General features: G+C 61.0%; 16 protein-coding genes, 1 pseudogene and 1 riboswitch. Of the genes and pseudogenes, 5 read left to right on the top strand and 12 right to left on the bottom strand.

What is annotated here, in order from left to right:
• Positions 1–37: 37 nt before the first annotated feature.
• From WC184_09125 to WC184_09135, 3 genes are all read right to left on the bottom strand, one after another.
• Positions 38–403 carry a multidrug efflux SMR transporter gene (locus tag WC184_09125; protein MFA7478042.1) on the bottom strand — a complete coding sequence of 122 codons (366 nt, stop codon included), beginning with the start codon at positions 401–403 and terminating at the stop codon, positions 38–40.
• Between the two features lie 2 nt (positions 404–405).
• Positions 406–720 (bottom strand): SMR family transporter, encoded by a 315-nt coding sequence (locus WC184_09130; GenBank protein MFA7478043.1) that lies wholly within the window; start codon positions 718–720, stop codon positions 406–408.
• Between the two features lie 12 nt (positions 721–732).
• A riboswitch (guanidine-III (ykkC-III) riboswitch) is annotated at positions 733–799 on the bottom strand.
• A 99-nt stretch (positions 800–898) separates the two neighbouring features.
• A complete protein-coding gene (locus WC184_09135) occupies positions 899–1,363 on the bottom strand; it encodes a GNAT family N-acetyltransferase (GenBank protein ID MFA7478044.1) in 465 nt (154 codons plus the stop codon).
• A gap of 200 nt (positions 1,364–1,563) precedes the next feature.
• On the opposite strand from WC184_09135, the gene WC184_09140 reads away from it, so the two are divergent.
• Both WC184_09140 and WC184_09145 read left to right on the top strand, forming a co-directional pair.
• Positions 1,564–1,809, top strand: a complete 246-nt coding sequence (locus tag WC184_09140; protein ID MFA7478045.1) for a nucleotidyltransferase domain-containing protein — start codon at positions 1,564–1,566, stop codon at positions 1,807–1,809.
• Between the two features lie 82 nt (positions 1,810–1,891).
• Positions 1,892–2,395, top strand: a complete 504-nt coding sequence (locus WC184_09145) for an excisionase family DNA-binding protein (GenBank protein ID MFA7478046.1) — start codon at positions 1,892–1,894, stop codon at positions 2,393–2,395.
• A gap of 179 nt (positions 2,396–2,574) precedes the next feature.
• On the opposite strand, the gene WC184_09150 is transcribed toward WC184_09145, so the two are convergent.
• From WC184_09150 to WC184_09185, 8 genes are all read right to left on the bottom strand, one after another.
• Entirely contained in the window at positions 2,575–3,570 is a 996-nt protein-coding gene (locus tag WC184_09150; protein ID MFA7478047.1) for a DUF4238 domain-containing protein, read from the bottom strand.
• A 704-nt stretch (positions 3,571–4,274) separates the two neighbouring features.
• A complete protein-coding gene (locus tag WC184_09155) occupies positions 4,275–6,884 on the bottom strand; it encodes an AAA family ATPase (protein ID MFA7478048.1) in 2,610 nt (869 codons plus the stop codon).
• A gap of 49 nt (positions 6,885–6,933) precedes the next feature.
• On the bottom strand, positions 6,934–8,991 hold the full coding sequence (brxL, locus tag WC184_09160) for a protease Lon-related BREX system protein BrxL (GenBank protein MFA7478049.1): 2,058 nt from the start codon (positions 8,989–8,991) through the stop codon (positions 6,934–6,936).
• The gene (pglZ, locus tag WC184_09165; GenBank protein MFA7478050.1) at positions 8,988–11,321 is read right to left on the bottom strand and encodes a BREX-1 system phosphatase PglZ type B; all 2,334 of its coding nucleotides are present in this window, start codon (positions 11,319–11,321) and stop codon (positions 8,988–8,990) included. Before pglZ ends, brxL begins: the two co-directional genes overlap by 4 nt.
• Positions 11,318–14,506: an SAM-dependent DNA methyltransferase gene (locus WC184_09170; protein MFA7478051.1), complete on the bottom strand. Its 3,189-nt coding sequence runs from the start codon at positions 14,504–14,506 to the stop codon at positions 11,318–11,320. The genes pglZ and WC184_09170 overlap by 4 nt, the downstream gene beginning before the upstream one ends.
• A 1-nt stretch (position 14,507) precedes the next feature.
• Entirely contained in the window at positions 14,508–17,966 is a 3,459-nt protein-coding gene (gene brxC / locus WC184_09175) for a BREX system P-loop protein BrxC (GenBank protein MFA7478052.1), read from the bottom strand.
• The gene (locus WC184_09180; GenBank protein ID MFA7478053.1) at positions 17,963–18,520 is read right to left on the bottom strand and encodes a BREX protein BrxB domain-containing protein; all 558 of its coding nucleotides are present in this window, start codon (positions 18,518–18,520) and stop codon (positions 17,963–17,965) included. The genes brxC and WC184_09180 overlap by 4 nt, the downstream gene beginning before the upstream one ends.
• Positions 18,517–19,323 carry a hypothetical protein gene (locus WC184_09185; protein ID MFA7478054.1) on the bottom strand — a complete coding sequence of 269 codons (807 nt, stop codon included), beginning with the start codon at positions 19,321–19,323 and terminating at the stop codon, positions 18,517–18,519. Before WC184_09185 ends, WC184_09180 begins: the two co-directional genes overlap by 4 nt.
• Before the next feature lie 581 nt (positions 19,324–19,904).
• Here WC184_09185 and WC184_09190 point away from each other — a divergent pair.
• Together WC184_09190 and WC184_09195 are read left to right on the top strand one after the other, a co-directional pair.
• Positions 19,905–20,675: an ATP-binding protein gene (locus WC184_09190; GenBank protein MFA7478055.1), complete on the top strand. Its 771-nt coding sequence runs from the start codon at positions 19,905–19,907 to the stop codon at positions 20,673–20,675.
• A 107-nt stretch (positions 20,676–20,782) separates the two neighbouring features.
• Positions 20,783–21,961, top strand: coding sequence for a hypothetical protein (locus tag WC184_09195; GenBank protein ID MFA7478056.1), 1,179 nt, complete (start codon positions 20,783–20,785; stop codon positions 21,959–21,961).
• Between the two features lie 127 nt (positions 21,962–22,088).
• Here WC184_09195 and WC184_09200 read toward each other — a convergent pair whose 3' ends face one another.
• Entirely contained in the window at positions 22,089–22,352 is a 264-nt protein-coding gene (locus WC184_09200; GenBank protein ID MFA7478057.1) for a hypothetical protein, read from the bottom strand.
• Here WC184_09200 and WC184_09205 point away from each other — a divergent pair.
• Positions 22,348–22,983 (top strand): annotated as a pseudogene (locus tag WC184_09205) (hypothetical protein). The gene WC184_09200 and the pseudogene WC184_09205 overlap by 5 nt on opposite strands.

A 22,983-nucleotide genomic window follows, 5' to 3' on the forward strand; every position in this document is an offset into this window, starting at 1 on the left:
ACCTGCTGGGGCTTCCCTATGAGGGGTTTTCCAGGGTTTAGCTGCGTCGTCGCGTTTCCGTGTGGGGCTGAGTGGTTTGTGGGGTTTGTTCGGGGAGAAGTTTCAGCCCGGCTACGGCGGCGATAATGCCGCTAAGGAAGATGATTTTGGCTAGTGAAACGGTTTCATCACCGGTGGCCATGGTGTAGATCACGGCCAGTGCGGCGCCGATTCCAGTCCATACGACATAGGCGGTACCAATCGGAATGTTTTTCACCGCCCAACCCAGGCCGCCCATACTTATTAGCAGCGCCACAGCAAAAATGACGGTGGGAAGGGGCTTACTAAAACCGTTGGAATGGCCAAGTGCCACCGCCCAAACCGCCTCGAAGATGGCACTTGAAACAAGGATCAACCAGGGCATGGTTAGCTCACCACCTTTAGACCGATTACCGAACCCACTAGCAGAACGAGCAGGGAAATTCGGGCCAAGGTGGCGGGTTCTTCACCCTGGTAAATTCCCCACAGGGCGGTGAGTGTGGCACCGACCCCTACCCACACCGAGTAGGCGGTACCGGTAGAAATTTCGGTCATAGCAAAAGCCAAACCCGACATGCTGATGGTGAGGGCCACCACAAAAACGCCAACCGCCCGCCAGTTTCTAAAGCCGTTTGAAGCCGACAGCGCAAGCGCCCAAACTGCTTCAAAGATTCCCGAGAGAATCAGTACGCTCCAATACACGATCAAGGCCCTTTCGAGTCAGTCTTGTCGTGGTGCGGGTACTGCTCCCTCGTCCGCGAACCCAATAGCCAGGTTCCACTTGAGATGCTAGGCATCTTGGCTGGCGGTGTCACAACCCATGAACGGCTCGTGCCGCTCTTGTGCTTACCGTGTGTTGTTTAGCGTGGGTTGGGCGGGGTCAATTTAGTGCCAGGGTCATTCGATAGTTGGTCATTGCAACGCCGCGGACGGTGGGAGTGCATTCTTGTTCCGTCACGAATTCGTGGGCTTTGAAAAACTGTCGCGCCGTAATGCTCGCGTGAGTACTTAATCGATCTGCGCCGGAGGCCATAGCGGTTTCTTTTGCCCAGTTCAGTAGTGCCGAGGCGATGCCCGTTCGTCCGTGGGCGGGGTCGACGTAGAGCATGTCGATGTATCCGTTGGTGGCTACATCGATAAACCCGATGACGTGGCCGTCAATCTCGGCCACCTGGGTGTTGGCTTGCTCCCGGGTTTGGTGCCACTCGAGCAGGTCACGATCGTCGTGGGCCCAGGCGTCGATTTGTTCGGCTGAGTAGTCGTGGCTGGCCTGTTCGCGTATGGCGCGGAGGAAGAGGTGGAGGGTGGCTAAAGCATCTGATTCTGTATAGGAGCGCAGGTGCATGGTCCTCGGGGTTCTCGGGCAAGTAATGGAGGTTGTGCCCACGTTAGAGAACACAGCGCATTAAACGATGTTGTCATTGACAAGAGAATTCAAGGGAAATGACCCCGTTATTCCGACTTAACAGGTCTAACCCGGAATAAGGAAGGTGGTATTCCAGGTTAACCATCGATTGGTGCTGGTCTCCGTAGGAAGAACCAGGGGTGAAATACGAGGCCCGCAACCCACTTTTGTTTGGTTCGGTTGCTCGCGGCAGCGCCACCGCGTCTAGCGACATCGATATTCTGGTGGATATAGACCCAGCCGACGGCAACCTTCTCATGCGTGCGTCCGGCTTGCTGGAAGAGACCCGAGACCTCTTCGGGCGCGATGACATCGATATCTTTCCTCCGCAACTCTTGAAACGCCCAGTCTCAGAGGCGGCGCTGGCGGAAGCGATTCCGCTTTGAGCCACCCTCCAAGCTAATTGCGATTTTTTCGAATTTGGTGCACGCTGCCTAGCCTTGAACGTAACAAACCAAGGAGAGCCAGATGAGTGCAAAAGTTCTCCCATCACATGTATTTACCCCAACGGACGACTTGGAAGAGCGCCAAGAGCTGAAAGCGCTTGAATCACTGGTTGATAGAATTAAACGCGCACCTATTGAGCCGGAAACCCACGGCCGTGCATATTTGGTGGGGCCAGATGGCAGCAAGCTAGTGCTTCCTAACCAAGTTTTTGAGGTTATCCGAAATGTGGTTGAGGTAATGACTGAAGGTCAGTCGGTTATTATTGCCCCGGTACACCAGCGGTTAACTACTCAAGAAGCAGCAGAGTTGTTGGGCATCAGCTGGCCAACCCTTGTAAAACTGCTGGATGAGGGGGAAATTCCATTTGAGCCGCTAGACAGACACCGCCGTATTCTTCTCACTGATGTGTTGGCATACCAGCAACAGCTAATGACGAATCGTCGTGAGGCGCTTGATTGCTTGGTTGAAATAAGTGAAGAAGTAGGCCTTTATGAAAAGACAGCTACACCGCTGAAGACCCGTTAAGCACAATGGCGTTTCGGGTGTTTTTCGATACTTGCGTGCTTCACCCGGCCCATCTCAGGGACACGTTGTTACGTGGTTGGGCAGCACTTTAATCGGGTAGAAGGCGAACATTTCCGTGGACGCGCTGAATGAATATCACCGATTAGAAGAAGTGTGGGAGCTTTAAACATTGGTGCTTATTAGAAATGCCGATCTGAGAAAATATCAGCGTTCATGTTGGTGAGTTTAGGTGCTGGAAGATCGACTGGTATGAAGGCCTTGTCCTCCGGATGACAATATAAGTACTCACGGGCGTTATAGACCGTGTTGTAGTTGAAGAATCGCTCAAGTTTGGTGGATCCAGCCAGGATATGGTCTATTTCGCCTTCGACGATGCCTTGTAATTGATCATGAATGAGGTTCTCGTCGAAGCCCTCGATCATCGGTATGGGGTCTGACATCAGGAGGCCGTAACGGCGCGAGAGCGGGAAGGTAATTCCCCATGCGGTCTGGAACCCTACGCCCAACCAACGTTCCTGGTCTTTATGCGGTACTAGAGTTACGGGAGAATCACTAGTGAGGAGAGCTCTTCGCTTGAACTGCACAATCGACCATGGTCGTAAGAATATGAACGGAGTGATCTCCTGCGCGGCGTTCACCATAAACTCGAGTTGTTCCCTGTTTGAGAGTTCTATCGGTGGGCCACCCGGCTGGGTGGCTTCCTCCCAGATACGTTCTGCTTGCTCATCGGTCGGTTCAAACCCCAGCTGTTTCTCCACCCATTTGGACACGTTCTCCCGTCCGCCCATACCGACTTCAGCGCGCACAATCTGAGCGTGCAACTGGTCGATAGATCGTCTAGTCTCAGGGCCGCGAACCGACTGTAGTGCAATAAAGAACGATAAAACGTGCCGATCTTCTTTAGGGATCGGAAGCTTACCATCAGTCAGACGTCTGATGATGCGGATGGACTGCCCTTCAAGTTCGCTCAGATTCTTCTCGAATCCGTCTGGCTCAAACACGTCGTATAAGGTATGAAAATGTGATTGAGCCGCTACGTTCCGGGTATTTGAGACGAAAGACTTGCGGCTCTGATCGAGTGGACGCACGTGGACCCTGTTCTGATCCGTTGCAAAGCCACGAAGATACCCCTGCGGAACATAGTGATGCAACGTCGACGTGTTGTTATTGGCCATACTGTTTATTATCGCAATTAGTGCCACCACGGAGTCAGAGAAAGGTACGGCGTTCTTACTCCATCGAGACGATGGGACCCCGTGTCGATCTGGAACACTCCATCGTCAATCTTTAGAACAGGGCTGTAAAAAAGTTGTACCGAATACCTTCGTCTCACACGGCTAAAAGCTTTTGCCCAAGGCAATAATCGCCTGCGCGACCACAAGGTCCCTGAGAATGTACGGGAGAACGGTGGTGACTAGCGGAAGAATCTGCTTTTCGTCCTTTCCATAGTAAACGTCTCTTCGTTGACAGACTGAAACGCATAGAGTGAAGCTACCGAATTACGGGGCAGATAGAACGGACAAGTAGCGCTGCTGCCTAGAACAGCATGGGTCGGGCTCGAACTATCCGTCATGCTTGTCCGCTACACGCGGCTCCGATAACCATACTTCGCTGGCCATCGAAATGGTGGCCTTGGCCTTGCAAGGCAAGTAGAATTAGCCCGCCGAGGCCCACAATCGCGTCAACCTATAAATGTACGTAAGAGTGATTTGAGTGCACTTTCGGTTTTTTACGGGGCACCCCATACCGAGCCTTATACGTCGTCGTACATACCCGGTGCTTGCGTTTCAAGACAGGCGAGGGGTTAGCGCACACGTAGGGTGCCTTATACGGGTAAAGCAGGCATCCGGGGTGATCCTCGTGTACGCCCTAATAATTATTAGAACCCGTATAGATGATACCTCGCATTGAACGCCGCAGGCCCACCTTCAAGGATCGACTCAGCGAGAGCACGGATGAGCGCATCGTCAAGCGAACCGACGCCGCCATCCGTCGGCTTGCCGTTACGACCGCTGCTTTCCAATGCGATGATCAGTTCAGCATCGCCGAGCACAGGCACGTTGGCATTGTGAGTGCTTGCGATGATCTGACGCTTACCCTTGAGCTCGCGGAGATGCTTGACAACGCCGTCGTAGACGAAGCGGTTGTCTAGGTCATCCTCCGGTTGGTCGATGACGAGTGGTGCTCGCGACGCTCCGAGGAGAAGCAACAACAGCGCAGTGGCCCGTTGCCCCTTCGAGAGGTCGTCCATTTTCTTGAACTCGCGGGTCCCTGTTCCTGCCCCGATGTCGAGCTGAACCTCTACAGCGTTTCCGACCGAAAGCTCTTCGAGCTGGCGCAAGAGGGCCTCGCCGGCGTCGACCACTCCGCGAGCTTGTGCGCCCCGGACGGAGAACTTCTCCGCGAGCTCGGCCTGACCCTTGCGAGCAGCCTCAACGAACGCCCGTGTCGAGAAGCCATCGCTGTCGATGGCAGCCATGATCTGCGTTCGCTGCCCGCTGATCGCGCTTTCGATGAGCGTCTTGATGTGTCGGCGGTCCCGAGCCGCGATCGGCTTCACGATGACGACACCGCCTGTTGCCGCGTTCGCAGTTCGGATCGCATCGTGCAGGGCTTCCACCCGCTTGTTCTCGTGCTCGGTGAGTTCCTGGAGGAGGGTCTTGCGGGAAGCGACCAGTTCCTTGATGTTGGCATCGATGCTGGTCAGCCGCGGCTCCTTGGCCTTGAGGTCTTCAAGCGCCTTCGTTGTCGTCAGATACTTGTCGGGCTCAAGGCCATCCTCGACGAGCTGGCGCAGGACCTGTGCGTGGTCTTCGCGCTGCTCACGGACAGCGTTCGTCCAACCAGTTTCGGCCGAGGCTATTGCGGTCTCCGCAGCCGTGATCGCCGCCTGCGCCTGTGTAGCGAGGGACTTCAGCGTGTCCACAAGCGTCGTCGTCGCAGTGCGAACGAGGCCGAGAGTGTCGGCTTGTGGCGACTCATCGAGCCCGTCGTAGGTCGCACCGAGCTTCGCCGCCAGCTGTGTGTCGGTCAGACCCGTCAGGGTCGATTTGGCATCCGCAACGCGGGATCGCCCTTCAGCGAACACCGCCTCGTCCTGGTTCAGCCGTGTGACCTCACTGAGCCGAGTGGGTACGTCAGTCTCCTTAAAGTGGCGAACCTGCTCTTCCAAGCGCGGGATGTCGGTCAGCTCGTCTTCGAGCTCGACCTTGTCCTTCTCAGCGCGCGTGAGCTTGTCGCGGTTCTCCTTCAGCCTTGCCAGCGTCGCCTTGTGATCGGCCGTCAGGTCTCCATTGCCCTGAAATCGGTGGAGCATGCTGGCGACTTTCTCGCTGTCGCTCGCCAACTCCGCCAGCTCATGCTGGCCGAAAACCTCAACGTCTCCGATCACGTCAGCCGACTGAAGGCTCGTGACAGTACCGCTGGCATCCTTAACGACCGGAGTGTTGTTGACAGAACGTTCGACGGTGAACGTCTGAACCCTCGGCGAGGTGGCCTCGACAGTGAGTTTCACGACGGTGCCCGCGCGAAGCACACTGCTGACGATCGCCTCGTGGTCGGCCTTGGCTGAGGCTCCGATTGGCGTCAGACCCAGGACGTAGCGAAGGCTCTCGATGGCGGTGGACTTCCCCGTTCCTCGTCCACCGATCAGTGTGGTCAGATCCGGCGAGAGCGGGATCGTGACGCCGTCCAAGAAGCCGCCAACCCACGAAATCTCCTTCAGAAGAGGACGCGTCTCCTCCTTGGGATCATCGAGAGAGATCCGAGTCTCGGGGGTGCGGACCGCAATCTTGAGGCTCTCGACGGTCAACGTGCTCACCTTGAACCACGTTGAGCCACCCTCCGAATCCAAGGCGTCCGGGTGGGAGATGTCGTCGGCATGGATGACTGCGAGCGGGTGCTTTCGGTCGAACGGCTTACGACGTTCGAGAATGGCTTCCTGCTCCTGCGCAGCAGCCACGCTTGGAGTGATCCCCAGAGCATGGAGCCTTGGATGGTTGATCAGTTTGGCGAGCGGATTGCCCTGGCGACCCGTCAGCATCCCACTGTTCGCCACGTTAGCGTGCGCCGGAATGACCAGAGCACCGCGATCCGACATCTTCTCCAGGATGTCCTCGAAAGGTTGCCCGACGGTGCCGTTGTTGCACCCTGGGGTGACCCCGCACGCACCAACGGCCGCGTTCACATCGGCAGCAGTGGTTCCGGCCTCGAAGATGACGAGAACGTGAAACCCTTCAGCTGTGTTGGCCTCGAACCCAGGCAAAGCAACGACGCCTCGCGCTGTCGCGTCTTGAATGAGTCCACTCGCCGTGTCGATGGTCCAGTGATCGGTGATTGCGATGAGCTCGACGCCAAGCTCGCCGCACTTGTCGAGAAGCGCCTTGTTGTAGTCCGCCTCCGAGTCAAACCTCGTTGAGGGCGAGTTGCGTCCTTGGTACGCATACGGGTTGACCTGCAGAGCGGCTCTCACCCAATGAGCGCCGGCCATCAGATCACCCACTCGTTCGGCCGCATGGAAACTCCGACTGTCTGCTTATTCATTCGTCGAGTGCTTTCACGAGGGCGTCCTGCGCGTCACTGTAGAAAATGAACGAGACTTTCGTAGCGACCTCGTCGCTGACGTCGAGGAGTTGGCGGCGGGCTGATACCGGGAGCAAGAGGGCCGTCGCTCCCTTCTCCATCGCGTGCTCGGCGAGCTGCGCTGCGTTGAGGATCGTCTCGACGCCACCGCCGAGCGACAGGTTGCCGACGGCGATCAGGCCACCACGGATAGACCGCTGGAGCATCGCCGAGGCCAGGGCGAGGAGGATGGGCAGGCCGAGGCCGGCGCCGGTCTTGGCCGCGTCGAGCGCGCGTATCTGAGCGGTGAGGTTGTGCTCGCGCGGGTCGCGGTCGCCCACGAGTTGTCTCGCCTGGGCAATGAGGTTCTGCTCTGCGACCTTGAAGCTTTCCCGGAGCGCGGCGGGTGCGGCCTGGTTGAGTAGACCGCGTGCGCCAGAGCCGGGCGTGTCCGCCGCCTCGATTCGGTAGAGTCCCGGGCCGACGTCGCCGCCGCCCTCGGAGATCGCCCACACCTGGCCGGGAGGCAGCGGATCAAGGCCGATCGAGTCGGGGCTCGCGAGTTCGGGAGTCGAGACGAACTGCTCGACTCCCTCGCCGAGGCGGTAGCCGAACTGGGTGTTACGGAACTCTGCTGCGCCGATGCGGCGCTGTTGTTCCTTGACGCGACGGCGGCACTCCAGGGCGATGCGCACCGCCCATTCGAGGTCCTCGTCGGAGATCGTGGCTTCGGCGTCGGGATACAAGAGCTTGAGCAAGCCATCAACCGTCTTGTTGACGGCCGACAGGTCTCTGCCCGACAGTGCATCGGAGTAGTTGACCCGCCCCTGGATCGAGGTGAGGCGCGATTGGTCACGAAGGCGCGACCAGCACTCGGAGAGGAAGTCGCTCACGAGCCCGAAGTGTTGGGTGAAGTAGGTCGGGTTGAGCTTTGGAACGTCCCAGCCGGGCAGGTATGCGTGGATGCGGTCCATGAAGGCCGTATCGTCGCGCATCTCCGGTGGCAGCGGAGAGAGCAGGTGGCCGATCCGCTGCTGGTGGGCGACATCCACGTCGAAGTTCCCGACCAACATGATCGAACCGTCAGCACGGATGGACTCACGGCCGCGGGAGAACTCGCCAGACTCCATGTAGCCCTTCATGATGTTGACGCCATCCTTCTGATCGAAGGAGACGCCGGAGACTTCGTCGAAACACACAACGTCGTATTGCGCGACAAGGCCGCGCTGTCCAGTGGCGTTGTTGACGAACATCCGGGCTACGGTGGCCTTGCCGCCGGAGATCAAGTGCGCGTAGGGAGAGACCTGCTGGAACAGGTGGGACTTGCCGGTGCCACGAGGCCCCAGTTCGACCATGTTGAAGTTCCGCTGCACGAACGGGACCATGCGCAGCAACAGCACGTCTTGTTCGCGCTCGGTGAGTTGCGCAGGTTCGAAACCCACTGACCGCAGCAGGAGGTGCTTCCACTGCGCCGTAGTGAACCGTGAGCGACCTTCGGCTAGACGCGATAGTGAATCGCGGGTCGAGAGTTGGATAGGGCGGAGCGACCCGATAGCGAAGGGCTTGCCGTTGTTCTCATCAGCGATCGCGGCGTCGTAGAACAGATCAACCTCGGCATAGAAGCCACCGGTCAGCATGCGCTCGTTGTCACGGACAACGTCATCGTCGATACGCACGTCTCGGAGCCCAAGGCTCGGCAGCTCGGCAACGTAGGCGTTCGACTTCGCATCGAGTCGGGCCTTCACGAGATCAATGAGCTTGACAGTCATGCGCTCACGCGCGCGCGACTTGAAGAGCTCCTCTTCGCCTGCCCGTACAGTGCGGTCAGCGAGCAGTCGTCGTACGACCTGGAGCCCTTCTTCGATCTCCTCCGGGTCGGTCGTGGCGCAGTAGCGTCCGATCAGGAACTCTCCGACATAGGTCGGGACGGGATACGCGCCCTTGAACTGCTGGGCAAGGTCCTTGCGAACGACGTACCCCTCGAAGGCGGATGCTGCGATCGTGTCAATCTCGTCGAGCGCGATTACCTCGGTCATTCGACGCCTCCTACCGTGGTTTGTGCTTGTGCTAGAACTCCACCACTCGGGTCAAGAAGGACGACCCAGGCGCTCGCCCCAGCAGGAGCCTGTTCCTCATCGACGAGCACCTTGACCTCGCCCGGCTCGGTGGGCGCCTTCGGGCCGCCGACGGCGCTCGATGCGTCGGCGGGGTGAAGCCGAACTTCGGCGGCCACTTCGGCTTCGGCAGGGCCGTAGTCGATGCGGCAGCGCTGTCCTGTCCATCGAACAGCCGCAATCTGGACGGGCGCAGCGGCCGAATCGCCGCGAGTCACGGTGACGACGGGAATCACGCATTCCTGGAGACTCAATCCGCCGTGCTCGTACAGGCAGCCCGCTTCAAATGCGGCAGCTCCGGGTGCGCTGACCATGTCGACAGATGAGTCCCAAGTCCAGGGCAGGATCGGGAAATCCGGGCGCGCCGCGGCGGCTTTCAACCGCGCCACACGCGGTTTGCGGGCAGCATCACCTTCCGTCACCTGTATCGGGAGGGTGACCTTCTGCGCTGCTCGGCCGGGCAAGAGGAACCCGTGATCGGTGACCACGACAACCTTCCGCCACCCTGCGTCAAGCAGCGTACGAACGCGCTCGGCGACGAGGTCGAGGTGGTGGTCGATGAGGTCCGCCATCTGATGCCCGTGCGAGTGACCCAGCGAGTCGATCATGTTCGTCTGCGTCCACGCCGTTCCGGCCGGGTCGCCGACCTGAGCGGTGTCCCAGTCGAGGAACTGCACCTCCGCCCCAGTGAGGGCCGAGCGCAGCACTGCGCCTTTCACAGCTCGCCCCTGATCGTCGGACGCGTCGAAGGCAGCGCCGCCACCCATGCTGATCGTGATTGGTGCGACTGCCGGCTGGCCGGTTGGCGTGACGCTGGGGAAAGCCGCCTGGCGCGGCTCCACAACTACGGCGAGACCCGACAGTCGGCGAGCAACTCGAGTAGCCAGGTCATAGCGCAAGGCGTCCACGTAGACCACGCATGTTCCGGCGGCTACGTCGAGGCCCGTCTGGCCGCGGTAGGTGCCAACTGCGGCCTTCTGGAATGCTCGTGCCGACTGATCGACCCACGGGTCGTAGATCGCGCCGAGAGCGTGGGTGACAGCGGCCCTGTCTTGTGCGGTGTTGGCCGTCGCGATCGTCCGCAGTGCGAGGTCGTCAATCACGTGGCCCTCGTGGCTGTACCAGGCAACTTGACTCTGGAGATCTGTTGCTGTCGGAGCGGTCGCTACACGGTTTGCCAGTTCCGCGAGGTGACCGGCGGCCCTCGCAAGAGGTGCCTGACCGAGAGCAGCCCAGACGTTGTCTTCGCGCAGCGTGTGCGCGGCAGCGAGCTCTTCAACGCGACCACGCGGGTCGGGATGAGTTCCCAATGCATCGAGCGCCGACCTGAGCGCGTCCTCCTGGTCGCGGTTCCACGAAGGCCACGAGTCAGGGTGTGGGTCGGTGTCTCCAAAGAGCGGCACCACAGAGGGCCGCGCCTGGTCGAGCAAGGCAGGAAGATTCGGATAGCGGCTTGGGTTCTCCGCAAACCGTTGCCAGACAGCTCCCCACTCGCCCGTTCGGCCGCCGAGCTTACTGGCTGCAGTGAGCGAGCCGTCCTTGTCGGGGCTGATGCCGTAAACGGACTTGCAGGAGGCGACAAGGGCCTGCCACTGCGCACCTTCGAGCGAAGCCCGTACCTCGTCCGGCTCGTTCATCCATTCGAGGAGGGTGCGAACCGTGTCATCGAGCACGAGGTGGTGCAGGCGAGACGAATCGAGGCGCCCCATACGTTTGAGATCGTCGATGTCCTCGAAGAGGAACTTGTCCAGCACCTGAGCGAGGGCCGCCTTCGTCGCACTGTCACTCGCGATGTCGAGCCCCGCACCCTGCTTCGACGCAAGGAAAGAGTGCGGCGTCCAGGGCGTCTGACCGTGGGCAGAGGGCCACCAGTTCGAGCGGATCGCAACCTCGGCCAACGGCGCGAGCGAGTCATCGAGCGCCGCTGCCTCTACCACGGAGCCTCGACTGACACCCGGCAGGTATATCACCCACGGATTGCGCTCGCCTCGTTCGGCAAGATGAGCTGGCAGCTCCGCGGACTCGGGCGAGGCGAGAACGGCCCGAAGCCAAAGCGCTGGACCCCGTGCAGCCGCGGGGTCGTACTCTCCGAGCACCAAGATGGGCACGGCCTCCTGGAGGATGCGAATCACCGGCTCCCAGGCGCGCTCAGGGTCGGCCCACAGAACAGCAGCTGGGGCCGAACTCACCCTCGCGTTGAAGGCCGCAGCGTCACGGAGAGCTTTGGCGACGACGGCACGGACGAGCGTCATTCGGCAGCCTCCGCTCCGCGCCGGGCAGCACGGCGCTCCTCAAGCGTCGGGTGCAGGTCATTCAGCTTGCCCCTGTCTGGGCCCCACTTGATCCTGGAGTTCAGCTTCATCCGCAGAACCCCAGCAGTTACGAACGGCCTGATGTTGAGTCGTACGCCATCATCAAGGTCGGGTTGCCATCCGATAGGCTGCTCGGCCAAGGGCTTCCAGCGGACATAGATATCGTAGGGCGGTGCCCCCTCGAGGATAAGCCGGAGCCTGCGCTGGAGGTCCTCAGCCGCAACCAGTCGCGCATCAGCCCCCGCCCGCTCGGCGCTGGCCTCATGCTTCTGTCGCTCAATCCATGCGCCAAGGGAGGTATACGTCAGCTTCTCCAGCTTCTGGCGATCCAGCTCGTGATAGTTAACAATCGCCGAAAAGCCGTCCTTACGACCGTCCCAGATGTGCCATAGGAACGGTCGGTTGCGGAAGATCTTCGTATGCTCAGCAAAGAATGAGTCACGGAGCCAGTCTTCGAGCCGTCCGTTCTTTCCACCGGCGTCAACCACCAGCATCCGCTCAAGTGTGCTCGACCACTCATTGCCATACGCAGCCGCGAGCAACTCTCGGAGGCGTGTCGCCAGGTCAGGTTCGCCGGGCAACGATACCAGCGCCGCTATGCCATCTCCGTCGGCAAAGCGATCCAACTCATCTGGTATCTGATCAGGCCAGACGTACCCCAGTGCACGGGCCACTGCAACCTGCAGCGGCGCGCTCGACCCTGGGATAACTCCCTGAAAGAGCCATTGACTCGGATCATTCGAACCCGGCCTGAAGGGGGCTCTATTCTCCGCGGCAACTTCTCGCCATCGATCCCTGTCGAAGCGAACTCGCCCGACTGTCCTGATAGAGACATCGAGTTTCTGGTTCATTCCGCGGCATTGCTCAGCAAACTCGCCTGACGCCATGAAGGCATACAAAGGTCGGATGTCTGAATCGTCGTGCGGGATAAACACAAAGGTGTTATTGTCGAACACCTCGCCGACGTAAAGTGCGGGATGCAATGCGCCGGCCTTCTGAAGTAAGAGGCCGGAGCGGCCACGCGCCGCAAGTCCGCTGTTGTTTGACTCGGGGATCTGCGCGTCTAGAAAACTCTGCTTGAAGATCACCTCTGAGTTTCCGCGATATGGCCCAGTGCCGTCTGGAGACGAGGACAGCTTCGTCCACCTGCTCTCCCCGTCGCCACGCGCGATGGAACCAGGAACTTCCCAATGAAACCTGGTGGCCCGGACTGTCTGACCCGGCTTTGTTCCCTCATACCACTGGCCGATGGCGTCCAGCTCAACTCCGTCCGCGGCAACCGCAGGGATCCACCCTTGAGATTGATCCGCGATCTTCACCCAGGACCGCTCACTGGCTCTCAATGACTGGTCCGACAAATCGGGAGTTCCTGCAATGGCAGAGACAAACGGTACATCCTGGCAGGAAGGCAAGGCTTCTCGCATCATCACGTACAAGCCGATCGGAAAGTCCCACATCGGAGTACTGAATGCCTTCGACCCCATACTCGCGATGAGCCGCGGAGTGAAGACTGAGGAAACGCGCTTCCGAAGTCCGCGGTAAGTCGCGAGGAATCGCCAGTTGTCTGGAGTCACGAACGCGGCTGCGCCGCCTGGGAAACACATCCGACCTGCACGCAGAAGGAACGCGGTTGCGAGGTTCCGGCTGCCTTCGTCGTACTGAGCGAGGGTGAATTCTGCCAACCGGTCACTCATTTTGTCGTATCCGAGGAATGGCGGGTTGGTTGCGACGAGCCAATAGCGGCGTGAGAGCAACGTCGTCGCCTGGGCGACGTCGTTGACGACGTTCCCCAGCACAAGACTTCCGCTAGGCTCAGCCGAGACAGCGCCAGCGAGCACCTCCCTCACTGCTCCCGGGGCGACCCCAACAACGAGATCTACTCCGAACAGTTCGCCATCCGAGCCGTCCGCAGGTCGCGGGTCAATGAGAGAACCAAAGGTGTCCGCATGGCGGAACTGCCCGTGCAGTCTCCTGAGATACTTCCGCACTTCAGAGTCGCTGCCCGCGAGCGACTCCCATTCTGAGAGTTCCACGCGCACTGGGACACCAGAGCATGCAATCTGCGGAGCAGGGAGTTCACGGAACCCACCCTGCTTCCATGCCTCCAGCGCCACGTTGAAAGTCGCGATCTGGGTGCAGCGCGGATCGAGTTCGAGCCCGTGGAGGTTGTCGCGGAGGACCGCATCTTGCGCCTCGGCCGGCGTGAGGCCCTCCTCCTCGGCGCGCATACGCCAGAGCATGCCGAACATCGCGACGAGGAAGTGACCGGAGCCGCAGCAGGGGTCCATCACCGTCACGTCGGCAGCATGCTCGGGCCAGTCGCTGAACGAGCCCGCGGCAGGGGTGCCGTCCTCGTTGCGGCGCAGGTACTCCCAGCCGTCAAGCAGAGCAGATTCGGGGTGACGTGCGGCCCACCATGCTCCGAGCGAGTTCTCGAGCAGGAATCGAACCATGTAGTTCTCGGTGAAGAGCTGTGTGACGGGAGAGAGGTCGGCCCCGCCGATCTTGACGCCTGACTCGTTGACGCGCTTCTTCTCGGCCGTCTGCCAGAACTGATAGACCCAGCCAAGCGCGTCCTCCGTCGTGAAAACCTCGGACGGAATGTCAAGAAGGAGGCGCTCCAGCGCACTACGGTGCTCGGCGGCGAACCGGACTCTTACCGCGGGGTCGGTGAGGCCGAACACGCCGGGCAGAATTTCTGCGGCGAACCGTGCGGCGACGGCCCATGCGTCCGGCTCGCGAAGGCTAGACGCAAGATCGCCGCAGTCCTCCAACGACAAGGGGATGTCACGATAGTCCGGATGCCGGAGTAGGCCGTTGACTTCCAGGAAGCGCGCGAACAGCAAGCGATGCCACTGCTCGTAGGCAACGTCGTGCACCAGGTTGGTGAGCGGTGCACCTGCGCGTGCGGTGTCATCGCCGAGCTGCCGTGCTTTGTCGCGGAGCACGAGCCGGAGCTTGTTCTGCTCGTCACTCAGGTAGCCCGGACGGCTTGGCTCGGCGACCGCGAGAGCGCGCAGAGCATCCTCGGCTGCGCGTTGTGCAGCCTCGCGGGCGCGCTGCGTCTGGGCGTCTAGAAAGCGTCGTTGGTCGGAGTTGAGGACTTTCGTCATTTCTGCCGTCATGTCAGCCCTTCACCACCACGGTGTCGTTGCCGCTGTTCAGGGCGTCGAGAAGCTGCATCCGCAGGGCCGCGATGTAGCGCTCGACCTCGTCGGCGCTGCTCAGGCTCGCCGTCGAAACCCGCACTGTGGCCGTCTTGGCCGCAGGTGTCGTGATCTGAATGGCCGCTTCCAGCGCCCGCGAAGCCCGTTGCGGGATGGCGTCGAGTTCAGCGGTCCACCCCTGGAGCGGCCGAGTCTGCGCCGCACTCAGGACGGCAGCAGCATCTGCAAGGTTGGGCTCCGCCTCGATGCCGAGATGATGTTCCGTGAGGAGAGCCTCGCGCTGCGCTTCGTCGAGAGCCGTCCATGCTGGCTGCTGTTCGAGGCCGGCGACAGCCGTCGCGCGGGCGTCGCGCAACGCAACTGCCGCTTCGTGGATGGCATCGCGGAGCGCCTCGGCGAGTTCTTTCACGATCGGGGCGACTGGATCGGCCTCGGTGAGGAGATCACGGCTCGCGGCCAGTGCGTCGAGCCGCTCACGGGCCGCCGCCGCGGACTCCAGCTCCGTGGCCGAGGATGCAAGCGAACGCGCCAGTTCGAGCGAGGGTGTGCGACTCTTGAGCCTAAGTTCCAGGTCTCCGAGTTGGTCGCTGAAGCTCGTGAGGTCACTCTTCGCTGCCAGCAGGGCGTGCACACGGTCGTTTCCCGACGAGCTCACGATCACCTGAATGCTGCCTGGCACTGTGATGTCAGGCAGCGGAGCAGGCCCGCTCACGCCTTTCGCGCGGTCGACGAGCGACTTGACGGCCTGTTCGGCGGCCGAGACGAGTCCGTCGTTGTCGGTCGGGAAGCCGAGGTTGCTCAGCACCTGGCGGGCCTGGATCTTCTCGGCGGGCTTGAGCACCGTGACCTCGCGGCGGAGTTGCACGTTGCCGAGGCGGGTCTGCTTGAGTACATCGGCCGTGGTCGCATCGCTCCCGTTGAGCGTCGCACGGATCACTCCTGTGTCTAGGAGCACGCCGAGGGAGGCCATGAGTGCGTCGCGCGGCCAGCCGAGCGGCTTCGATATCACGGCCTTCTCGACCTCACTCGCGGACGTGCCCGCCGGGCCGACGTGGCCGAGAATCTCTTTGACCACGGGATGCTGCTCTGGGTCGGCATCGAACTGGAGCACCTTCAGCGCGTCAGCTGCCGACCCGTTCTTCACTCGGTCCCTAACCATCGACCACCGGTTGTCGTCGGCTTCGGAGAATCGTGGGAACAGGCGGGTCGCGGCGGACTGCGCGCCTGCCTCGATGCGTTCGCGCAGTGAGATTCCGTTCGGTGCCGTGCCACCCCCGAGGAGTACGTTCGACTTGGAGATCACGTCACGAACATGGGCGTTTACCTGATCCGTCGCCCGGTTGAGGCGGGTTTGCATCGCGCTTCGTGCCTGCTTACCCTCGTCGTCCTGCGGGATTCCCTGCTGGTCGATCACGCGCTGCGCGGCGAGCTTGTTACGGACTGCCGCGGCGAACGCTGGAGCCTGGAGTCGGGGAAGGTGTACGAGAACGATTGGCGACTCGATGCCGAGGCTGCGCGCGGCCTCGTCGAACTGCTTCGCAGTTATGCCCTCGTCCCACTCCGAGCGGAGCCACACCGGGATCGCATCAGACTCCGGCGGAAGCGAGGCGTCGGTGTGCAGCGCGAGCTTGCGGGATTCCTTGGCACGCCCCTGCTGGATCGAAGCGGGCAGCGCCCGGTTGACCTCTGCGAGTAGCAGCGAGTCGCGCTCCGTGCTCACCTCGCTGTCGGTGACTTGCGCGTGGTGCCTGCGGAATGCCTCGTCCCACTCACGGCCCGCCTTAGTTTGAAGGCGGAACTCCTCGCCGTCCTGCTGGAGCACACCCTCGTCGGCGAGGGCTCCAAGCGCGACGGGCACCTGCTGCCGGAGCTGGTCACCATCGTGGGCGAGGTCCTCGACGAGGAGGTCGACGAGATGGTCTGTCGTCGCGCGGACGCCGATGTCGCCGTGGCCCGACGTAGGGAGCAGGCCGATGAGGTGGATGAGGCCGAGGATGCGGCCGCGCAGTGGGTCCTTCTGCCCCTGCTCATGGATCAGCGTCTGCGTCTCCTTGAGGAGCCGGCCCGCGCCGTTGAGGTCTTCGTTCTTCTGCGAGTACAGGAAGTCGGCGCCGACCACGGTGCCCACCGGTTCGGGGGCGACCTTGCGGTTCGCCTCATGCACGATGCGGAGCTGGGAGCGCAGCTGACCGGCGCGGCCGGCGTCCGCTTGGCGGAGCACGCTCTCCCAGAAACGGCGACGCACCGGGAGCAACGGGTAGTCCTCGGCGAGGTCTTTGTCGTCCGCCGCGGTGTGCTGAATCTTGCTGCCGATGAGTTGGCGGGAAATCTGCCCGGCAACTGACGCCAACGTGGCGTCAAGAGCAGGCTTCCTGGCGGGCTCCTTGCTGAGGAGCACACGGCGGACAACGGCGTCGACGTCCTGGTTCTTGAGCACTACTTTGACGGTGAAGCGGTCCTGAATCTTCTGGAGTGTCGAATCAGCCGTCAGTTCCTGCTGGCCGGTGGCGACGAGCAGCACTCGACCGTTCAGTTCGCGTGACACGGACTCGACGAGGTTCTGCACTTCCATCGCTCGGCCGCCGTCGCCGCTGATGTACTGCTGCACCTCGTCGAGGACGACCAGCGACGGCGGAATTTGGCCACCGCCGACGTACTCAAGAATCTTCTTGAGCAGCGCGATCGTCTCGTCCGTGGAGAACGAGCGGGTGTCCGGCGGGAACTGGCTGCGCAGCGCGGCGCGCACGTCCTTGGCCGTCGCGGCAAACTGCGGGTCGGCAACGAGGATCGCATTCGCGAGCAGCGTGCTGAGGTTGTACTCACCCAGCTCCTCGATGAGGTCGCCGCCGTTGGCCGCAACGTGGTCACGAACGGCGTCGAGGTGCCCGTTCCCCGCAAGCCACAGCGCAACCTGCGCGGGGGCGACACGCGTTGGCAGTCCTGCCGCGCCGAGGACGATCGAGAGGAACACCGAGTTGAGGGTCTCGCCGCTGCGGTCGAGTGCACCTGCTGCGGCCCAGGGTGCGGCGCCGTCGCGTCGGCCCAGAGTTGTCAGCTCCGTCAACTGGTCCTGGATGCCCTGGGGGATGTTCGTCAGACCGCGCGCGGTCGCGCCGTTCGGAAACTTCGTATCGGCCCACAGGTGCTGGAGGACGCGGACGAGGTGGGACTTGCCGCTGCCGTAGAAGCCCGACACCCACACGGCAGGCTGCGTCGTCCGATTCCGATGCCCGGTGTAGGAGTCAAGGATGCGCTGGAGTCCGTGCTCGTACTCACCCTCGCAGACGAAGCTCTCCAACTCGTACTTGAGGACATCCCACTGGTTGGAGTCCTCGGGACGGTCCACATTGGTTACGCCGTCGTTCGGAATCTCGAAGCTGAGTGGGGGCCGGACGAAGAGGTTGTTGTTGGTCGTCACGCGATGTCCTTCTGTGGATCGATGACACGAGCGCGGTAGTTAAACCCATCGCGCGCGTCGACCAAGCGGAATGAATGAGTCTCCGGGTCGTGAAGCCCGGGGAAGAGAACGAGAAAGCGTCCGGTGACCGCGGACTCGACGGACTTGATCACGCTCGATGCTCGCAGGAACGGGAAGATCGAGCCGATGCCAACGAGTGCCACGACAGCGTTCTTAGGTGCCGTTTCGAGAGTCTGGCGGATGCGCGCGACAAGTGTTGTCTCAAACTGATCCAGGATCGACTGAGTGAGGTCGCTCGGGTCCTCGTAGAAGGCTTCCGCATGCCGATGAGCGGACAGCCAGCGCCCGAAGTCGTCGGTGACGTCAAGTACAGCCCAGACGCGGCCGGCCTGGGTAGTCGCCAACTCGATGCTCGGCAGAGCGTGCCGCATTTGGCGTTCCAAGTCGGGCGGGTAGACGAGCATCCAGACGCGCTCACCACCCGAGACATTGTCCTTCCACGCCAAGGGCAACTCGGCCTTGTAGGCATCGACGAGATCGGAGACGCGGCTCATGCGACGCCCCCGAAAGTCGGGAAGGACACATCGACCATGTTGCCCGCAACGAGCAGGTCAAGGAGACCTTGGGTGTGCGCGTCACGCAGCGCTTCCAACGTGCGGCCGGGGGCCAGCCCCAGAATTTGCGACCAAGGGTTGTCGAGCACGCCGAGGCCTCGTCCGCCGGCGAGATACCCCAGGTACGCCGCATACGCGATGGCCGCTGGGCGGGCTTCCACGTCGGTGCGCACCTTCTTGGCACGACCCGCGAGATGACCGGTCTGGGTCCAGCAGGCTCCGGTGTTGCGCCCAGTCTTGCCTAGCGTTGCCTCAGACATTTCGTTACCGAACTGGGTGCGTACCGCTTCCGTAAGATCGGCTGAGGTCACCAGGGAGCCAATTTGAGTGCTTGCAACCGCGCTGAAAGAGGCTCGGAGGATCTCATCGCGGGTGAAGGCCAGAATGCCAGCCAGCAATGGTTGCGCTTTCGGGTCAAGGTCCCACAGATAGCGTAATGCCCGGAATGCACTACTGTTTGGGTTCAGGATATATAGCTCACGGAGATGACGGAATGATCGCCTCCGACCAGATTGCGTTGAGCGGCCTAGGATATTAGCTTCAACGACAGCATCTTTGTAGGCATAGGTCGGACTGTCCGGGGGTACAGCACGTAGCAACTCAACGAGATGTGGGACACCAATTGTGTGGCTAGCGGTGGTCCGGAACGTACCGAGGGCAAAGTTTGGCTCGGTTTGGGAACCGCTAATCATATCTTGGTGTTCTCCCGCATTAGACGGAAATGCACTCGTAGTCTGTGCCATCCGCAATAATCCCTACTAACGATGCCCGCAACAATAGTTGATGGGAGGGGTGCGACCAGACTCTTTGTCTACTGGCAGTGCTAACCGAGGTCCGTTGCGGTGTCGTGACCTGCCGGGATTGTCTTGCTCTCAAACTCAGTAGCGGTTTGCGAACATAATGGGTACTACCTAGCAACGGTGCTACCAAAACTCTGGTTGACCGTGCCAAGATTCTGGTGTCCGTAATGGCAGATTGTCATTACGAGGGCGTGGGAGTGCCTCAATCGGGTTTATGGTCGGCGCTACGATGGCGGTGTGAGTGTCTGTGCACGAGCTGACAGACCGGATCCGCTCTAGAGGTTCGATCACTACTGGGGTGGTGTGCCCGGCAAGTGTGCGGGCCCGGACTCTGGAGCTCTTCTGGATTATCCAACCTGAAACGGACGAGGGTTGTACAGGTAATCGCTGACGTTGGGCTGCCTCAAGGGTTGAAGTGGTCCTGCTGGTGCTGGTATCCCCGCATGTGAGGGTACAGGGTCTGACAGCGTGGTTATCAACGAACACGATGATCTGGGTCCCATATACTTTGTATCCGCGAGGGCATGGACTTTACTGCACTTCACCGCGCTGTCGAGGCTGAGCCCGGGCCCCTGACCAACGAGCTACTGGACGCCGCCGTGGCTGTCGGTGCAGCGGAGACGACCGACCTGGACTGGAAATCTGAACTTCCTCCTGCCAAGGGTCTGTCACAAACGGACTTCCCCAAGGATGTCGCAGCTAGGGCCAACAGCCGTGGTGGGTTGATAGTTCTTGGCGTACGTGAGTCTCAGAAGATAGCAACCGATCGTATTGATGCAGGCGAGTGTGATGAGACCTACGAGCGGACTTTGCGCAGAGCGGCGATCTCTGGCATTTCACCGCCCATCTTCGGACTGAATACCTATCGTCTTGGAGACGGTCACAAACGTGCAGTCGTGGTTCAGATCCCACCAAGTGTCGACGGCCCTCACCTGATCTACCGCAACGACTACTTCGGTGCGCCTATCCGCAACAATTCAGACACCGTGTGGATGAAAGAACGGCAGATCGAGGCGATGTACCGGGCGCGATTCGATGAAAGGCGGCATGCTACTGAGGCGCTGAACAGTCTGTTCTCTGAGATAGCCAGCGGCCGAGATACCGATAAGCGAGCTTGGTTGATTGCTACTGCTCATCCGCATGGGCCACGTATCCGGGAACGGCTGTGTCGCGATCAGGCACGGGAGGTGCTGTCCCAGGTACAACAGCTTGCTCTGACCTACGCCGGTGGAGGAGGGATTCACCCACTGAAGAGCGTGGATTGGCACAACCCTCGCACGGGCTTGAGGCGCTAGGTAGCGGTCAACACCGTGACTGGTGAACGCTCGAGGTGGAAGGAGGTGTGGCTGAGCATCCATCACGACGGTTCGGTCACACGGCAGCCGCTGTCGGCGGGCATCGTATGAGTAGCGAAGGTTACTTCGAGGGCTCGCAGGTTCAGTCGGCCGCAGTCGAGTGCACTATCGCCGACTTCATGGGACTGATCCGAGCCACTGCCGAAGCCACCGGGAACGACGAGTACTGCCTGCATGTAGGCATCGACTGGAGCGGCGATGAGCCGCTGATGATCCTCACGACCGACATCACGGTTTCACGTATGACGGCGTATCAACCCCGCTGCATTGCCGCTGTGCCGGAAGGTGTGACGTGCTCGCTGCTGGCGCGATTATCCGCGCCGACTTGCTGCGGCTTTCAGGTGAGGTGCGCGAAACTTGGGGGTATGAGTGAGATCAACTTTGCGCGGTACCGGGCGTATGTCGACGCGCGGGTAGAGGCGAACAACGCCATGATCGCTCTTCTTGCAGGCTCTCGGCTGGCCGCGCACAACCTCCAGCTGCACAGCGGCTCTCCACATCAGCTCCCTGGACTCTTTCCAGCCGTGAACGAAATCGACCGTTTCAACCTGCTGCCGGACAGGGCATCCCAGCTCCTACTCGACGCCGATGCGCACCTCGCGGCAGTGGCAATTCCGTACGCACTGGCGGTCTATGAGGCCTTCGTCAAAGACGCGATCGCCATGCTGAGCGATGCAGGCTATGCAGTGTCACAGTCTTGGGGTGCCTTGAACGCCGGACGCATGCACAAGACCTTCTTCGACGCCGCCGGCGTCGCGGAACCAGCTGATGTGATCCCTCTCTTCCACGTACTTCGTTGTGTTCGGAACGCCCAGATTCATCACGCAGGCCATGTGACAGCGGAAGTGACTGAGGTACTGGACTCGTTGACGGATGCGCAGCGCGAGCGATGGGAACAACTGACAATGGCGCCGCTCAGTTCGATGATGAAGGAGGGGAAGCTGCACTTCACAATCGGCCATTTGATCGCTGCGTTCGCCGTCACGAAGGAGGGGGCGCGGCGCCTAAACGAAATTCTGGGGCAGAAGTTGAGCAGAGAGACTTGGGCCGGGATTGCCGTTGCCGATTTCGCCGAATCTGCCGAGCACCCACGCAATAGCAGGCAATGGAAACGCGGGCTCTTGGGGTTTGCACGATTCCACTACCTTGGCGGGCTAAATCTGAGCGGGGAAGAACTCGAACTAGCGGCAAGACAGTCAGGGTACTGGACCGCGACATCGTGGTGAAAAGAACACGGGGGCTCTGTACCCATTGAGCTACATCCGGCTTCGCCGGAGCCAGGAGTCGAACCTGGGTCTCCACTGTTTTTGTGCGAATCGAGGTTATGATCCTCCAGCCCATCCATGGCATCCGCTACGTAGACGAGACTCTACCACAGGCTCGGGTGCGCACCTTCGAGTAACACGACTCAGGAGGTCCGCCATGCCCACGTTCTTCGATTCGACCGCCGACGCCGCTGAGGCGTCCGAGGCGCTGCGGGGATTGGCTCACGCCAGCCGAGGTTTCGATCAACCCGCGGAGATGTACGGGGTTATCGGTGACCTGTGCTCGGGGATGCGCTCGCTCCGGCAGGTGCTCGACCAAATCGCTGGTGCCCATGAGCGCAAGACCGCGCACGCCGGGACGGTTCCGGCTCCAGCGTCACCAGGACACCAGCACCGTGTTGTCGGCCCAGTATCCGTTCCTCGCCGAAGGCGGCTTCGGCAGCCGGGGAGCGTTCGTAGGGCAGGGCATGTACTCCGGTGGGAGCTGTACCGGCAGGGTATCATCACGGCACCGAACATGATCCTCGCCGGTATCGTGGGCTCGGGGAAGTCGCTCTGATGGACCCCGATGGGGGGAAACGACGGATGATCCACGAGGAAGCCTGGCGACTCATTGCCCACCCCGCCTTGCTGCGCCGGATGGATGCCCACTGGCGGCTCGGCTGCCACTACGGCCTGGCGAACGTGCTCGTCTTCCACAGACTGAGCGATCTCGACAACGTGGGCGATCACGCCTTGGCCATATGCTCGTTGGCGAACAGCTTGCTCGCCAGCGCCGAAATGAGAGTGAGCTACCGGCAGGAGTCCAATCAACTCACCCTCCCGGCCAAGACTCTTGGGTTGACCGGCACCGAATAGCATCTACTCCCCAGCCTGGGCACCGGCCAAGGCTTGTGGCAGATCAAGGAACGCTTCTTCGCCGTCCATCACCAGATGCACCCGACTAGCTGGTCCTGTTCGACACCACGACCCGCATAATCTAG

The sequence above is a fragment of the Acidimicrobiia bacterium genome, assembly GCA_041676705.1.
GTDB lineage: Bacteria > Actinomycetota > Acidimicrobiia > Acidimicrobiales > SKKL01 > Actinomarinicola.

Bases quoted from the DNA above. Each gene is read 5' to 3' on its own strand.
- WC184_09125 (MFA7478042.1), bottom strand. From the start codon at position 403: ATGCCCTGGTTGATCCTTGTTTCAAGTGCCATCTTCGAGGCGGTTTGG.
- WC184_09135 (MFA7478044.1), bottom strand. From the start codon at position 1,363: ATGCACCTGCGCTCCTATACAGAATCAGATGCTTTAGCCACCCTCCAC.
- WC184_09145 (MFA7478046.1), top strand. From the start codon at position 1,892: ATGAGTGCAAAAGTTCTCCCATCACATGTATTTACCCCAACGGACGAC.
- WC184_09150 (MFA7478047.1), bottom strand. From the start codon at position 3,570: ATGGCCAATAACAACACGTCGACGTTGCATCACTATGTTCCGCAGGGG.
- WC184_09155 (MFA7478048.1), bottom strand. From the start codon at position 6,884: ATGGCCGGCGCTCATTGGGTGAGAGCCGCTCTGCAGGTCAACCCGTAT.
- brxL (MFA7478049.1), bottom strand. From the start codon at position 8,991: ATGACCGAGGTAATCGCGCTCGACGAGATTGACACGATCGCAGCATCC.
- pglZ (MFA7478050.1), bottom strand. From the start codon at position 11,321: ATGACGCTCGTCCGTGCCGTCGTCGCCAAAGCTCTCCGTGACGCTGCG.
- WC184_09170 (MFA7478051.1), bottom strand. From the start codon at position 14,506: ATGACGGCAGAAATGACGAAAGTCCTCAACTCCGACCAACGACGCTTT.
- WC184_09180 (MFA7478053.1), bottom strand. From the start codon at position 18,520: ATGAGCCGCGTCTCCGATCTCGTCGATGCCTACAAGGCCGAGTTGCCC.
- WC184_09185 (MFA7478054.1), bottom strand. From the start codon at position 19,323: ATGGCACAGACTACGAGTGCATTTCCGTCTAATGCGGGAGAACACCAA.
- WC184_09190 (MFA7478055.1), top strand. From the start codon at position 19,905: ATGGACTTTACTGCACTTCACCGCGCTGTCGAGGCTGAGCCCGGGCCC.
- WC184_09195 (MFA7478056.1), top strand. From the start codon at position 20,783: ATGAGTAGCGAAGGTTACTTCGAGGGCTCGCAGGTTCAGTCGGCCGCA.